We start from the raw sequence: 13,540 nt of genomic DNA, 5'->3' as shown, positions 1-13,540 counted from the left end.
CAGCGCCACGGCGCGCACCACGCGCGGGCGGCCATAGCCGCGCAGCCCCGCCGTGACGGTGCGCGCGATCGAGAAAAACCGCTCGCCGCCCGGCAGTTCGAGCCACTGGGTGACGATCTCGCCCGGACGGCGGAACACCTGATGCACGCTCCACAAGGGGCAGCCGCCCCCATGCGCGGCGAAAGGAAACCCCGCGCCGTCCAGCCGCTTGGAGACATTGCCCGCCTCGTCCACGCGGATGAAGAAGAAACCGACCCGCTCCTCGCCCGGACGCTGCAGGGTGGTGAGACGATGCGCGGCCTGTTCGAAACTGACGCCGAACAGCGCGCACAACGCATCGATGTCATAGCCGCGCTGTTCGGCGGCGCGGGCGAACTGGCGATAGGGCATGCGCAGCGCCGCCGCGCTGTATCCGGCCAGCGCGCGCAACAGCAGCGTGGCGGTAGCGCGGCTGGAGAAGCTCTCTTCCCGCAAGGCCTGCTTGATATCCCCGCGCAGTGCGGTGTGGGCGATATGCGTGGCGATCTGGAAGGCGCGGCTGGCTTCGTCGAGCGAATCGGCGATCAGCAATTGCTGGTTGTGCCGGTCGAACCGGCGCAGCGATTCCATCAGCACATCGGGCGGCAGATAGCGCACCCGCACGCCTTTCGCGCCCAGCCAGTCCACCGCCCCGCCCGCCTTGCCGATCTCGGCGGCAAGCTCTTCGGCGCGGGTATCGAGCGCGTGGAAATAATTGCGGTGTCCGGCAAGGAAGCGCTGCGCCTCGCGCACCGGATCGTTCTCGTCCGCGCCGGGCCCGGCGGCGCGCTGTTCGGCCAGTGCCTGCTGCTCGCGCGTGTAGGCATGATGCAGGCGCAGCAAGGCTTCGGAAACGCCGGGAAAGCTCGTTGCCAGATCGGCCACTTCCAGCGCGGGCAGATCGATATCGGCGAAGATCGGATCGCGCAGCACATCGCCCAGCCGCCGCGCATAGTCCTCCCCCTCGTCATTGGCGATATCCGCAATGTCGAGACGGTAGGTCTTGGCAAGGCGCAGCAGCATGTCCGCCGTGACCGGCCGCTGGTTGCGTTCAAGCAGCGCAACATAACTCGGCGAAATGCCTAGATCATCGGCCATCGCCTGCTGCGTCAGCCCCAGCTCGCGGCGCAGACGGCGCAGGCGCGGCCCCAGGTAAAGAGGGCGGTTTTCTGCCATACAGCGCCATTCTGTCACATCCGCACAACTTTACAAGGAACTTCTGTAAAGTTTGACAACGCGACTTCGCCGGCCATTCCGGAGCCCGAAACGAAAGACTATCTGGAAAGCAACAGACAGCAACATCGTTTCCCAAGAGGATACCCGAACCGTGACCTACCAGAGCCAGATCATCGCCGCCGGAAAGGCCATCGGCACCGAACCCAACTGGAACGGGATCGAGCCGGAATCGGTCGCCCGCATGCGGCTGCAGAACCGTTTCAAGACCGGTCTCGACATTGCCCGCTACACCGCGCGGATCATGCGTGAGGACATGGCCGCCTACGACGCCGATCCCGCGAACTACACGCAGTCGCTGGGCTGCTGGCACGGGTTCATCGGCCAGCAGAAGATGATCAGCATCAAGAAGCACTTCGGGTCGACGAAGCGCCGTTACCTCTACCTCTCCGGCTGGATGGTCGCCGCTCTGCGCAGCGAATTCGGGCCCCTGCCCGACCAGTCGATGCACGAGAAGACGTCGGTTCCCGCGCTGGTGGAGGAACTCTACACCTTCCTGCGCCAGGCCGATGCCCGCGAACTGGGCATGCTGTTCCGCGATCTCGACAAGGCCAAGGCCGCGGGCGACGCGATGAACACGCACCGCCTGCTGCACAAGATCGACGAGTTCCAGACCCACGTCGTGCCGATCATCGCCGATATCGACGCGGGCTTCGGCAATGCGGAGGCGACGTACCTGCTCGCCAAGAAGTTCATCGAGGCAGGCGCCTGCTGCATCCAGATCGAAAATCAGGTCTCGGACGAGAAGCAGTGCGGCCACCAGGACGGCAAGGTTACCGTCCCGCACGAGGACTTCATCGCGAAAATCCGCGCCGTGCGCTATGCCTTCATGGAACTGGGCGTGGAAGAGGGCGTGATCGTTGCCCGCACCGACTCGCTGGGTGCCGGCCTCACCAAGCAGATCGCCTTCACCCGTGAAGCGGGCGACATCGGCGACCAGTACAACAGCTTCCTCGACTGCGAAGATGTCGATCCCGCGCAGATCGGCCACGGCGACGTGCTGATCACGCGGAACGGCAAGCTGATGAAGCCGAAGCGCCTGCCGAGCAACCTCTACCAGTTCCGCCAGGGAACCGGCGAGGACCGCTGCGTGCTCGACTGCATCCACGCGCTGCAGAACGGCGCGGACCTGCTGTGGATCGAGACCGAAAAGCCGCACATCGGCCAGATCGGTGGGATGGTCAGCCGCATTCGCGAAGTCATGCCCCATGCCAAGCTGGTCTACAACAACTCGCCCAGCTTCAACTGGACGCTGAACTTCCGCCAGCAGGTCTACGATGCCTGGGAAGCCGAAGGGCGCGACATGAGCCGCTATGACCGCGAAACACTGATGAGCGTGGACTACGACGGCACCGAACTGGCGGCCGAGGCCGACGAACGCATCCGCACCTTCCAGAAGGACGCGGCGCGCGAGGCGGGCATCTTCCACCACCTCATCACCCTGCCGACCTACCACACCGCGGCGCTGAGCACCGACAACCTCGCCAGGGAATACTTCGGCGAACAGGGCATGCTCGGTTACGTGAAGGGCGTGCAGCGTCAGGAAATCCGCCAGGGCATCGCCTGCGTGAAGCACCAGAACATGGCCGGTTCCGACATCGGCGACGACCACAAGGAATACTTCGCCGGCGAAGCCGCGCTCAAGGCGGGCGGCGAACACAACACGATGAATCAGTTCGCAGCATAATCCACTTGAAATTGCCGGGCGAGCCTATCTTCCGCCCGGCACATACCCCGCTCACGGGAATTCACCACGCGAGCACAGGAAAGGAGACGTGAAAATGATCACCACCACGATCGAGCCGGCCCGCGCCCGCGCGGTACTTTCGAACGAGGACTTCAAGCTGCTGCAGGAAGCCGTGCGTTTCTATCTGCAGGCGCATCAGGACGATCCGATTTCGTCCAAGTATTCCAATCTTTACCACCGCCTCGGCTCGGCCATCCGCCGCTGAGGCAACCAAGAGTTTTCCTGGGGAGGAAAGCTTGGCCCGCTGCACCCGGTGCAGCGGGCCATTTGCGTCACGGCGAAGTGTTGACAATCGTTTACATACCGCGCCGCGCCAATTCGGGATTCCCCGCAGCAAACGATTATCGGGGGCGCAACGGGATAACCCTTAGATGGATCTGCCATGGGGGATCTCTACGCCAATCCTTTTACCGCGTTGTACTTGTGCGTCCACGACCAGCACCGGCCCTTGCCGGTACTGCTGGCACTGGCGGCTGCCCTGCTGGCCGGGACTTCGGCCATGCTGTCCTTTCACCGTGCCCAGCGCCACGAGGGGCTGACAAGGGCGCTCTGGACGGCGGCATCGGGGCTGGCACTGGGCGCCGGAGCGTGGAGCGCGCACAACATCGCGATGCTCGGCTATCTCCCCAGCGCGCCGTTCTCCTTCATCCTGCACATAACCCTCACCGCGCTGGCGCTGCTGCTCGCGTCTGGCGTCATTTCCGCCTTTCTCCTGCAGCATCTCCCGCAGCGCGCGGGCGTGCTGACTGCCGGGCTGTTCTTCAGCAACGGCCTTTCGGTAAGCCACTATCTCGGCATGGCCGCGATCGACATGCCCGCGACGGTGCGCTGGGCCTCGGAATATGTCGCAGCCTCGGTGATTATGGGCATCCTGCTGACTCTTCCCACATTCGCCATGCTGCGCCGCCAAGGCAACCGCCTGACCGCCGCTGGCACTGTCGCCTGCTTTGGCCTGCTCATTTCGCTTACCCATATGACCGGCATGGTGGCTCTGGAAATCGTTCCCGGACGCCCTCTCCGGCATGCCATGGCGATTTCCCCCACCAGCCTGGCGTTCTGGATCGGGCTGGTCACCATGGGGCTGTTCATTCTGGGACTGCTTGTTGCGCTGTCCAACTACCGGACCCAGGCGGCGCTCGCGCAAAGCGAACGGCAGCTTTCCGCCCTGGCCCGGAACACGTCGGACTACGCGATCTGCATGCTCGATCTTGAGGGCCGGATTTCGCAGTGGAACACGGGCGCGGAGCGTCTTACCGGATACCCGGAAGAAGAGGCCATCGGGATGCCCATAGCCCGGCTCTTCTCGAAGGCCGATCAGGCCGAAGGCGTGCCCGCCGCCAACATGAAGATGGCAGCCGAAACCGGCAGCTGCCACGGGCAATGGCGTTCGACACGCCGCGACGGCTCCGAATTCTGGGTCGACATCACCGTCGATAAAGTCTGCGACAGCGCGGGACGGCACATCGGCTATTCGTCCATCACGCATGATATCACGCCCATCCGGCAGGCTCAGGAGCTGGCCGCGCAGACATCCCGCCAGCTCGATATGGCGCTGGAAAACATGCACGAAGGCCTGTGCCTGTTCGACGCCAGAGAACAGCTGGTCCTGTGCAACCGGCGCTTTTGCGAACTGTGGAATCTCGGCGAAACGGTGACGGCACCGGGCACGCCGCTGAAAGACCTGATCACCGCGGGATTCATGAATCCGCACGGGCCGGACCGCGCGTCTGAACATCTCTGGGAATTCCGCCACATCATCGACGAAGCCCTTGCCGAAGAACGCGTGACACCGGTCGTGGTGGAACTGGGCAGCGGCCAGGTGGTGTCGATCGCCAACAGTCCACTGGCCGAAGGCGGCTGGGTGACGACCTGCACCGACATCACCGAGCAGCGCCGCTCCGAGGCACAGATCGAGCACATGGCCCTGCACGATCCGCTTACCGGGCTGCCGAACCGCACCCGCTATTACCGGCGCATCGACCATGCGATCGAAACCGCGGCGCAGGATGGCACACAAGTGGCCGCCGTCGCCATCGACCTCGACCGCTTCAAGGAAATCAACGACACTTACGGCCACGAAGTGGGCGACGAGATCCTGCGGGTCATCGGCGAACGCCTCGCATCCGGCACCGGCGACGGCGAAGTCATCGCAAGACTGGGCGGCGACGAATTCGCGGCGGCCAAATCGTTCACTGGCATGGCCGAACTCGACGCCTTCATCGCCCGCATCAACGAAGCCATCGGCGCGCCCATCGTTGCCGCCGGACACAAGCTGGATGTGAACGCAAGTCTGGGCGTGGCGCTATATCCCCGGAACAGCTCCTGCCGGGAAACGCTGCTCAACAATGCCGATCTTGCTCTTTTCCGGACGAAATCGTCCATCGGCCACACCGTCTGCTTCTTCGAACCGGACATGGACGAGAACGCCCGCGCCCGCCGCCAGCTCGCCGCCGACTTGCGCCACGCCGTTCCCAATGGCGAACTGCGCCTGCTCTATCAGCCGCAGCGCTCGCTGATGACGGGCAGAGTTTCCGGTTATGAAGCGCTGGTCCGCTGGCATCATCCAAAACGCGGCCCGATTTCGCCGAACGATTTCATTCCGCTGGCCGAGGAAACCGGCGACATCTTCGCCATCGGCGAATGGGTGCTGCGCGAAGCCTGCCTGGAAGCCCGGAACTGGGACACCCCGCTCAAGGTCGCCGTCAATCTCTCTCCGGTCCAGTTCCTTCAGCAGGAACTGATCGAGCGTTTCCGCGCGATTCTGGTCGAGACCGGCCTCTCGCCCAGCCGCCTGGAACTGGAAATCACCGAGACCGCAATCATCACCGACAAGCTGCGTGCCCTGCACTGCCTGCGCCAGTTCAAGGCAATGGGCGTCAGTGTGGCGATCGACGACTTCGGCACAGGCCACTCCTCGCTCGACACCCTCCATTCCTTCCCGTTCGACAAGATCAAGATCGACAAGTCGTTCCTGCAACGCGCGGAAACCAGCCCCCAGGCGCTGGCCATCATCCGCACCGTGCTTTCGCTGGGCCGCAGCCTTTCCGTTCCGGTTCTGGCCGAAGGCGTCGAAAACGAGAACCAGTTGCGGATGCTCGAAAGCGAAGGATGCGACGAGGCGCAGGGATACTATTTCGGCCGCCCTGGCCCGGCGCCGAGCCTCGATCTGCCGCTGGCCGCCAATTTCTGATTTCCGGCCCCATGCTACGCGTTATTCCGTATAACTACAAAGAAGCTGGCGAAACCCCTCGGCCCATTTCGGCTTTTTCTCATAAGCGATTGTGAAAAATTGCAATTTCCCGGCCTTGCAGTGGTAAAAAAATTAACACTCGGCCCATAGCCTCACCGGCAGCATGAGGGGGCAACGTGCATCGCCGGTTTCCTGAAGAACAATCCGATCTGATGGCTGGCGGGCAAGCCATGCAGTCGCTCGAACTCGCGTTGCAGGCGGCTTCGCGGGCGGAAAAGCGGCTGCGCGAGTCCATCGAGGCTCTGCCCCACGGTATTGTCTTTCTCGACGAAGACGGCCGCTACATCTTGTGGAACAAGCAATACGCCGAGATCTACCACCGCTCCGCCGACCTGCTGGAACCGGGCGCGAAACTGGCCGACACGCTGCGCATCGGCGTTGAGCGCGGAGACTATCCCGAAGCCGTGGGCTGCGAGGAAGAATGGCTCGCCAACCGTCTGAAACGGCTAAACCAGCCGGTGGGGCGCCACGAGCAATGGCTTTCCAACGGCCGCTGCATCATGATCGAGGAACGCAGGATCGAAGGATGCGGCACCGTCGGCATCCGCGTGGACATCACCGATCTCAAGCAGAAGGAAGAGAACTTCCGCCTGCTGTTCGAACGCAATCCTCTGGCCATGCTGGTCTACGATATCGAAAGCGGGCTGATCCGCTCCGCCAACGAAGCGGCCTGCACCTTCTTCGGATACGAGCGCCTCGAAATGGCGGGGCTGGCCGCACGAAAGCTGTTTCCAAAAACGCTCTGGCCCAAGGCTTCCGAAATGCTGGGGGCCGATCAGTCCGATACCAATGACTGCTGGCAGATGCTGCGCCGCGACGGTTCGAACGTGGATGCCGTCGTCGCCACCCGCCTCTCCCAGCTCGAAGGCTATCCGGCCACGATCGTCACGATCTTCGACATGACCGAGCGCCGCCGCATCGAGCAGCGCATGGCACACATGGCCCGGCATGACGAGCTAACCGGCCTGGCCAACCGCGCCCATTGCCGCGAACACCTCCACGAAGCGCTCGACAAGGCGAACAGCACCGGCACTGTTACCATTGCCCTCGTCGATCTTGATCATTTCAAGGCGGTAAACGACACTTACGGCCATCAGTTCGGCGATGTCGTGCTCACCGACGCTGCCGCGCGCATGCTCAAGCTGATCCCCCCCGATGCGCTGCTGTGCCGGATCGGCGGAGATGAATTCGCGATCATTTTCCACCGGTCAAGCCTGATGCAGGCGGAACTGGTAGCCAAGTCGATCATCACCACCCTGTCCGAACCGTTCTTCGTGCACGGGCACCTGATCCACATCGGCGCGACCGTGGGCTTTGCCTCCTCCCCCCATGACAGCCGCGATCCCGAAACGCTGATGCGCTATGCCGATCTGGCGCTCTATGCCGCCAAGGCCGAGCGGCGCGGCAGTTGCCGGGCTTTCGAGGCCAGCATGGATGAAGCCGCGCAGGAAAAGAACCAGCTCGAACAGGACTTTCGCGTGGCGATCAGCGGCGGCGAACTGGAAGTCCACTATCAGCCGCTCGTCAATCTCTCCACCGGCGAAGTGGAATGCTACGAGGCGCTGCTGCGCTGGAACCATCCCCGCCGCGGGCTGGTCCCGCCCGACGTCTTCGTGCCGCTGGCCGAGGAAATGGGCGCGATCGACCAGATCGGCCGTTTCGTGCTGTTCGAGGCGTGCAAGGAAGCCGCGGGCTGGCCAGAGCACATCAAGATCGCCGTCAACGTCTCGCCGCTGCAGTTCCGCAACGGCAAGCTGCTGAGCACGGTGATCAACGCCCTGTCCACATCCGGCCTCAGCGCCGAACGGCTGGAACTGGAGATCACCGAGGCGGTGCTGATGGAAAAGGGCCCGCGCACGGCCGCCATCATCCGCAACTTGCGCGCCTTCGGCATCGGCATCTCGCTCGACGATTTCGGCACGGGATATTCCTCGCTGAGCTACCTGCTCAATTACCCCTTCACCAAGATCAAGATCGACAAGGCCTTCATTCTCAACCTGCACCGCGAGGCCAATTCGCGCGCGGTGATCCGCGCCGTGATCGGGCTCGGCAAGAGCCTGGGCCTGACCGTCGCCGCCGAAGGGATCGAGCGCGAATTCGAGCGCGACTATCTGCGAGACGAAGGCTGCACACAGGGGCAAGGCTACCTGTTCGGCAAGCCCGGGCATGCCCGCACGCTGGCCATTTCAGGCGCCGGCACGGCCTGAACTCCACTTAATCGCGGCACCTGCCGCAACAGCGGAAATATCACCGCCCCCTTGCGCTCCGGCCCGCCGTGCTCGACCAAGGCCAAGCACGGAGGCAGACGATTCCTGCCCCGCCGCACCGGAGACGGAGCCCGCCTGATGAAAAACATCGCCACGCTGACGATGAACCCCACGATCGACGTATCCTACGACATTGCCCGGATGCACCACACGCACAAGATGCGCACCCGGAACGAGTGGTATGCCCCCGGCGGCGGCGGCATCAACGTGGCGCGGGTGTTTACGCGGCTGGGCGGCCATGCCCGCTGCTATTACCTGTCGGGCGGCGCCACCGGCCCGGCGCTCGACGGGCTGATCGACGCGCATCAGCTGGTGCGCACGCGCATCCCCATCGCCGGGCCAACCCGCGTGGCATCGGCCGTGCTCGAACATGAAACCGGCAAGGAATACCGCTTCACCCCTCAAGGCCCCGCGATCTCCGAGCCCGAATGGCGCGCATGCCTCGATCTTCTGGCCGAAGCGGATTGCGGCCTCATGGTGCTCAGCGGCTCGCTTCCCCCCGGCGTGCCTGACGATTTCTATGCCCGTGTCACCCGCCTGCTGCGCCCGCGCGGGATCGAGATCGTGCTGGACAGTTCGGGGCCCGCGCTGGCCCACGGCATCGACGCGGGCGACCTGCTGCTGATCAAGCCCAGCCTGGGCGAGTTGCAGCAATATGCAGGCAGCAAGGCCGAGACTCCCGAGGAAATCGGCAAAGTGGCGATGGCCATCGTGGAATCGGGCAAGGCCCGCCTTGCCGCCGTGACCATGGGCCACGAAGGCGCCGTTCTGGCGCGCGCCGAAGGCCCCGTCTTTCTGCCCGCGCTCAAGATCGAAGCCGCCAGCGCGGTGGGCGCGGGAGACAGCTTCGTGGCGGGCATGGTCTTCGCGCTCAGCATGGGCCGTAGCGAGCTGGAGGCCTTCCGCTTCGGCCTTGCGTCCGGCTCGGCCGCCGTGCTGCGGGCAGGCACCGGCCTTGCCCATCCCGGCGATATCGAACAGCTTCTAGAACAGGTCCAGCCGCTGTAAACGCCAGAGCCTAAGCGCAAATACCCCGGCGGCAGAATTCCCAGATCGCCCCGGCCAGCGCCTCGCGCTCGTGCGGATCGGCCGTGCCGCCCTCTTCGGCCAGCAGCATCGTGTGCACGGTGGTGGAAACGAGGTTGTAGATCAGCCGCGCCTGCACTTGCGGATCGGCATCGCGGAACGTGCCCGCGGCGATCCCCGCGCTGACGTGCCCCGCCATCAGATCCAGCAGCGGCTGCAGCGCCGATTGCAGTTCCGTCTGGCGCGCCTGCGCCAGCCGCAAGTGCTCGCGGCTGAGCGCGGCGCCGCGGCGGTTGGCGCCCATGTGATCGTAGCCGAGCTGGCCCACGACAATCCCGGTGACGATCGTGCGCAGCGCTTCTTCCGGATCGGCGCAGCGCGCGGTGATTTCACGGAATTGCGCGGCCGCTGCCCGCAGCGAGCTGTCGAACACCGCCAGCACCAGATCGTCCTTGCCCTGGAAGCATTCATAGAACGCCCGGCGCGCCAGCCCGGTGCGCGCCAGCACCGCGCGGATCGTCAGCCCTTCCAGGCCGTTTTCGTCCAGCAGATCATAAGCCGCATCGATCAGCAGCCGCGTGCGATCGGGTTCCCCCTCCTGGGCATGAGGCGGAGTGGGGACAAGCGAAGCGGGAACAAGGGGCATACCGGCCATTGGCCGTGGGTAAGCGCTGTTCCCGCGCGGGTCCAGACCCGTGTCTGCGTTCTTGCATCAATCCGTTGTACATTGACACCATCCCCGCGCCGGGGTAGAAAATTGAGAACGCCGTTCTCAGAGTGATTTCAGGAGAGACTGATGCCCAAGGTTACTTACGTCGACCATACCGGACAGGAGACGCAGATAGACGTTCCGGTCGGCGAAAACGTCATGCACGGTGCAGTTTACAACGGTGTCGAAGGGATTGCGGGCGAATGCGGCGGCGCGCTGTCATGCGCAACCTGCCACTGCTACATCGACGATGCCTGGACCGCGAAAGTCGGTGGCCCTTCGTCCGATGTCGAGGAAGAGCTGCTGGAAAACGCATCGGCCGAAGTGAAGCCGAACAGCCGCCTCTCCTGCCAGATCGAGATGACCGAAGACCTCGATGGTCTTGTCATCCACATGCCCGAATCCCAGTACTGATCCCCCGGTCGAGAGCATAGGGAGAGATACCGTGCCGATAGATGCAGCCAACCCCGTTCCGCCCAGCTTTCCGCGCCACGTCGGCATGGATCAGGTGCCCGATCACGTCCCGCAGGATCTGATCCGCCAGTCCGGCCTGACCTTCGGCCCGGACTTTCTGGCCAATCCGCATAACTTCATGGCGGCGATGCACGAAAAGCAGCCGCCGATCTGTTACGATGTCAGCCCGATGGGCAACATGTGGCACCTCATCAAGCATGAGGATGCACTGTTCGGCCTGCGCCATCCCGAGATCTTCTCGAACGAAGGCGCCACGCCCTTTCCGCGCGATCCGAACGACTATTTCTACTTCATCCCGATCGAGATCGATCCGCCGCATCACCGCAAGTACCGCAACATCGTCGATCCGGTGTTCTCACCCAAAGGCGTACTCAAGCTGGAAGGCCTGATCCGCCAGCGCGCGAACGACCTGATCGACCAGTTCATCGACAAGGGCGAATGCGAATTCACCGAGGAATTCGGCCGCCCGCTGCCGGTCTCGGTGTTCCTCGACATCATGGGCCTGCCGCAGGACATGCGCGATACCTTCGTGTCGTGGGCAATGGAACTGCTGCACTCCAACGACCGCGCGCGCATGGGCGCGGCGATGGCCAGCATCACCGCCTACCTCAAGGAAGCGATTGCCGAGAAGAAGGCGAACCCGGACGACGGCGTCGTCAGCCTGATCGCCCATGCCGCGCCCGACGGCGTGCCGCTTTCCGACAAGGAGATCTTCGGTTTCGTCTGCTTCCTGTTCATCGGCGGGCTCGACACCGTGTTCGCCACACTGAACAACATCTGGCTCTACCTCGCCCGGAACCCTGCCAAAGTGCAGGAAATCGCCGAGCGTATGGACAACGATATCGACCGGATCGTCGAGGAACTGCTGCGCCGCTGGTCGGTGACGTTCTCGGGCCGCGTGCTCGATCAGGACTACGAGATGCGCGGCGTGCAGATGAAGAAGGGCGACCGCGTCACTTTCATCCTGCCCGCGTGCAACTTCGATCCCGAGGTGTTCCCGAACCCGCTGGAAGTGGACTTCGACCGTCCGCGCAAGACGATCCTGGCCTTCACCGTCGGCGTGCACAGCTGCATGGGCGGCCACCTCGCCCGCCTCGAAGTGAAGATCGCGCTGCAGGAATGGCTCAAGCGCATTCCCAGCTTCAAGCTGAAGGAAGGCGCCCATATCGAGTACCGTCCCGGCGGCGTGATCGGGCCCGAGGAAGTCACGCTGGAGTGGTAAGCCCTCCGCACGCACCAAGCGTGTAAGAAAAAGGGCCGGGAGGTGCGCGCCTCCCGGCCCTTTTTCGTTACTGCCGGCCGGAGTTACCGGAACCGGATGCGAGCCCCCCGACTCAAGCACCTGGTCCCGGTTCCCGTTGCCCGAACCGCCCCCCCGGCGGCCCCGCACCTTGCAGTGCGGCTCTGGCTGCAACAGCCAGCAGGCATTACGCGCATTCCAAGCTTGGCAGCCCCCCGCCTTCGCCTTGCCTTGCGCTTGCTTCCCGGCTTACCCGGTCTGCAATATGCGTCTTGTGAGACGCGACCCGTATTATCAGCCCTGAGCGTTTCCTCAGGTTCTGAAGCTGACAGGCAAAGTGCCTTGTATTGAAGCCGATGGGAAGGGTTATTCGTCCGGTTATGGAAATTAATGGACGTATTCCGGTGGTTTCAGGGGCCTGTTTGCCTATGAAAAAGCACCAAAATGGATTGTGCGCTGCAAACGATTTAAATAAAGCCGTCCCGAAGGCGCTTTTCAGGCTGTTTTACCGCCCGCAGCGGCATTTTGAGAATCGATTCAAGTGCCGATTCGAAAGCTTCGGGCCGCTCGTACATGGCCCAGTGGCCTGCACCGGCAATCACTTCGAACACCGTGCCGGGCTGGATCGCGCGCAGCACCGCTTCCTGCGCGGCCGGGTCCGGATGCGGCAGATCCCGTTCGCCCCAGATCGCATCGACCGGCACGGGCACACGCGGCAGGATCTTCACCAGCCGGTCCGGCAGAACCAGATCCCGAGCCTCCAGCCGCGCGGCCTTCGCCGCCGGCAGCAGCATATGGATCGCCAGATCGTCCGCACTGCCGGGATCATGCAGCATCAGCCCGAGCAGGTTCGCCTTGAGCGCAGCATGCCGCTCTTCCCCCGCCAGCCCGCTGACCCGTCCGAGCCGGGGATGGCCCGCCGGCGTATCAAGCCCGCCGCATCCGACGATCACCAGCCTGCGTGCCACATGCGGGTGGAGGGCAGCCAGATGGGCCAGCGCCACGCCGCCGAAGGAAAAACCGCACAGGCTGACCGGCAGCCCTTCCCGGCCGAGAATCTGTTTCAGCCCTGTAGCCAAGGCCGCGGAGATACCTTCGTGACCGGGCGTCTGCGGCAGCGCCGATTGCCCGTGTCCCGGCAGGTCCGGCACGATCAGCCGGTATCGGCACGACAGGTTTTCGATATTGCGCACCCAATGCGTCCACGCCCCTTGCGCGCCATGGGCCAGCACCAGCGGCTCACCCTCGCCCCAGATGCGCCAGACCATGGAGCCTTCGCCGCAAGGCGTTTCAACGCGCTGCGCCCTTGCCTCCAGCCCGGCAAGAAAACCGGCCGGATCGGCATTCTGCCTGTCCAGCGGCGTCATGCGGCGGCGTTCCATCGCGAGCCCTCCCTTCCCTGATGTTCAACGCACCGATCATGACCGCGCCCCAATCGCAATAGACGACTTCAAAGCATCGCCCGAGTGACGAAAGCAAAGCCAGCCTCGTAAATCTCAATAAGAGAGGTAGAGTGAAGAAATGCGCATGCTGCGCAGCAAACTGCGCGATTATTGCTTTGCCAAACCGGTTCAAT

Annotated in this window: 10 protein-coding genes; 7 read left to right on the top strand and 3 right to left on the bottom strand. The window is 63.7% G+C overall.

Annotated elements, in window-relative coordinates; translation table 11 throughout:
• On the bottom strand, nucleotides 1-1,194 hold a 1,194-nt coding region (locus tag MTR66_RS19760; protein ID WP_243924209.1), incomplete at its 3' end, for a helix-turn-helix domain-containing protein.
• Between the two features lie 151 nt (nucleotides 1,195-1,345).
• Here MTR66_RS19760 and MTR66_RS19755 point away from each other — a divergent pair.
• The 5 genes from MTR66_RS19755 to MTR66_RS19735 all read left to right on the top strand — a co-directional run bounded on the left by MTR66_RS19755 (nucleotide 1,346) and on the right by MTR66_RS19735 (nucleotide 9,523).
• On the top strand, nucleotides 1,346-2,938 hold the full coding sequence (locus tag MTR66_RS19755; protein WP_243924199.1) for an isocitrate lyase: 1,593 nt from the start codon (nucleotides 1,346-1,348) through the stop codon (nucleotides 2,936-2,938).
• A gap of 94 nt (nucleotides 2,939-3,032) precedes the next feature.
• Nucleotides 3,033-3,203 (top strand): hypothetical protein, encoded by a 171-nt coding sequence (locus tag MTR66_RS19750; RefSeq protein ID WP_243924197.1) that lies wholly within the window; start codon nucleotides 3,033-3,035, stop codon nucleotides 3,201-3,203.
• 177 nt (nucleotides 3,204-3,380) lie between these two features.
• A complete protein-coding gene (locus MTR66_RS19745) occupies nucleotides 3,381-6,188 on the top strand; it encodes a bifunctional diguanylate cyclase/phosphodiesterase (protein WP_243924189.1) in 2,808 nt (935 codons plus the stop codon).
• Between the two features lie 212 nt (nucleotides 6,189-6,400).
• Complete coding sequence (locus MTR66_RS19740; RefSeq protein ID WP_243924185.1) at nucleotides 6,401-8,455, top strand: putative bifunctional diguanylate cyclase/phosphodiesterase; 2,055 nt, start codon at nucleotides 6,401-6,403, stop codon at nucleotides 8,453-8,455.
• Between the two features lie 138 nt (nucleotides 8,456-8,593).
• Nucleotides 8,594-9,523, top strand: a complete 930-nt coding sequence (locus MTR66_RS19735) for a 1-phosphofructokinase family hexose kinase (RefSeq protein ID WP_243924183.1) — start codon at nucleotides 8,594-8,596, stop codon at nucleotides 9,521-9,523.
• A gap of 10 nt (nucleotides 9,524-9,533) precedes the next feature.
• On the opposite strand, the gene MTR66_RS19730 is transcribed toward MTR66_RS19735, so the two are convergent.
• Entirely contained in the window at nucleotides 9,534-10,196 is a 663-nt protein-coding gene (locus tag MTR66_RS19730) for a TetR/AcrR family transcriptional regulator (protein ID WP_243924181.1), read from the bottom strand.
• A 141-nt stretch (nucleotides 10,197-10,337) separates the two neighbouring features.
• Between MTR66_RS19730 and MTR66_RS19725 the strand changes: the two genes are divergently transcribed.
• Complete coding sequence (locus tag MTR66_RS19725; RefSeq protein ID WP_243924179.1) at nucleotides 10,338-10,664, top strand: 2Fe-2S iron-sulfur cluster-binding protein; 327 nt, start codon at nucleotides 10,338-10,340, stop codon at nucleotides 10,662-10,664.
• A 31-nt stretch (nucleotides 10,665-10,695) separates the two neighbouring features.
• Nucleotides 10,696-11,946, top strand: a complete 1,251-nt coding sequence (locus MTR66_RS19720; protein WP_243924177.1) for a cytochrome P450 — start codon at nucleotides 10,696-10,698, stop codon at nucleotides 11,944-11,946.
• A gap of 485 nt (nucleotides 11,947-12,431) precedes the next feature.
• Here MTR66_RS19720 and MTR66_RS19715 read toward each other — a convergent pair whose 3' ends face one another.
• A complete protein-coding gene (locus MTR66_RS19715) occupies nucleotides 12,432-13,346 on the bottom strand; it encodes an alpha/beta fold hydrolase (RefSeq protein ID WP_243924170.1) in 915 nt (304 codons plus the stop codon).
• Nucleotides 13,347-13,540 lie beyond the last annotated feature (194 nt).

The organism is Novosphingobium beihaiense, assembly GCF_022832375.1.
GTDB classification, from domain to species: Bacteria; Pseudomonadota; Alphaproteobacteria; order Sphingomonadales; family Sphingomonadaceae; genus Novosphingobium; species Novosphingobium beihaiensis.
Note: the sequence above shows the minus strand (reverse complement) of the source record. Positions and strands in the feature narration are given on the sequence as shown.

Coding starts and splice junctions, on each gene's coding strand:
- MTR66_RS19750 (WP_243924197.1), top strand. CDS start 3,033: ATGATCACCACCACGATCGAGCCGGCCCGCGCCCGCGCGGTACTTTCG.
- MTR66_RS19745 (WP_243924189.1), top strand. CDS start 3,381: ATGGGGGATCTCTACGCCAATCCTTTTACCGCGTTGTACTTGTGCGTC.
- MTR66_RS19740 (WP_243924185.1), top strand. CDS start 6,401: ATGGCTGGCGGGCAAGCCATGCAGTCGCTCGAACTCGCGTTGCAGGCG.
- MTR66_RS19735 (WP_243924183.1), top strand. CDS start 8,594: ATGAAAAACATCGCCACGCTGACGATGAACCCCACGATCGACGTATCC.
- MTR66_RS19730 (WP_243924181.1), bottom strand. CDS start 10,196: ATGGCCGGTATGCCCCTTGTTCCCGCTTCGCTTGTCCCCACTCCGCCT.
- MTR66_RS19725 (WP_243924179.1), top strand. CDS start 10,338: ATGCCCAAGGTTACTTACGTCGACCATACCGGACAGGAGACGCAGATA.
- MTR66_RS19715 (WP_243924170.1), bottom strand. CDS start 13,346: ATGGAACGCCGCCGCATGACGCCGCTGGACAGGCAGAATGCCGATCCG.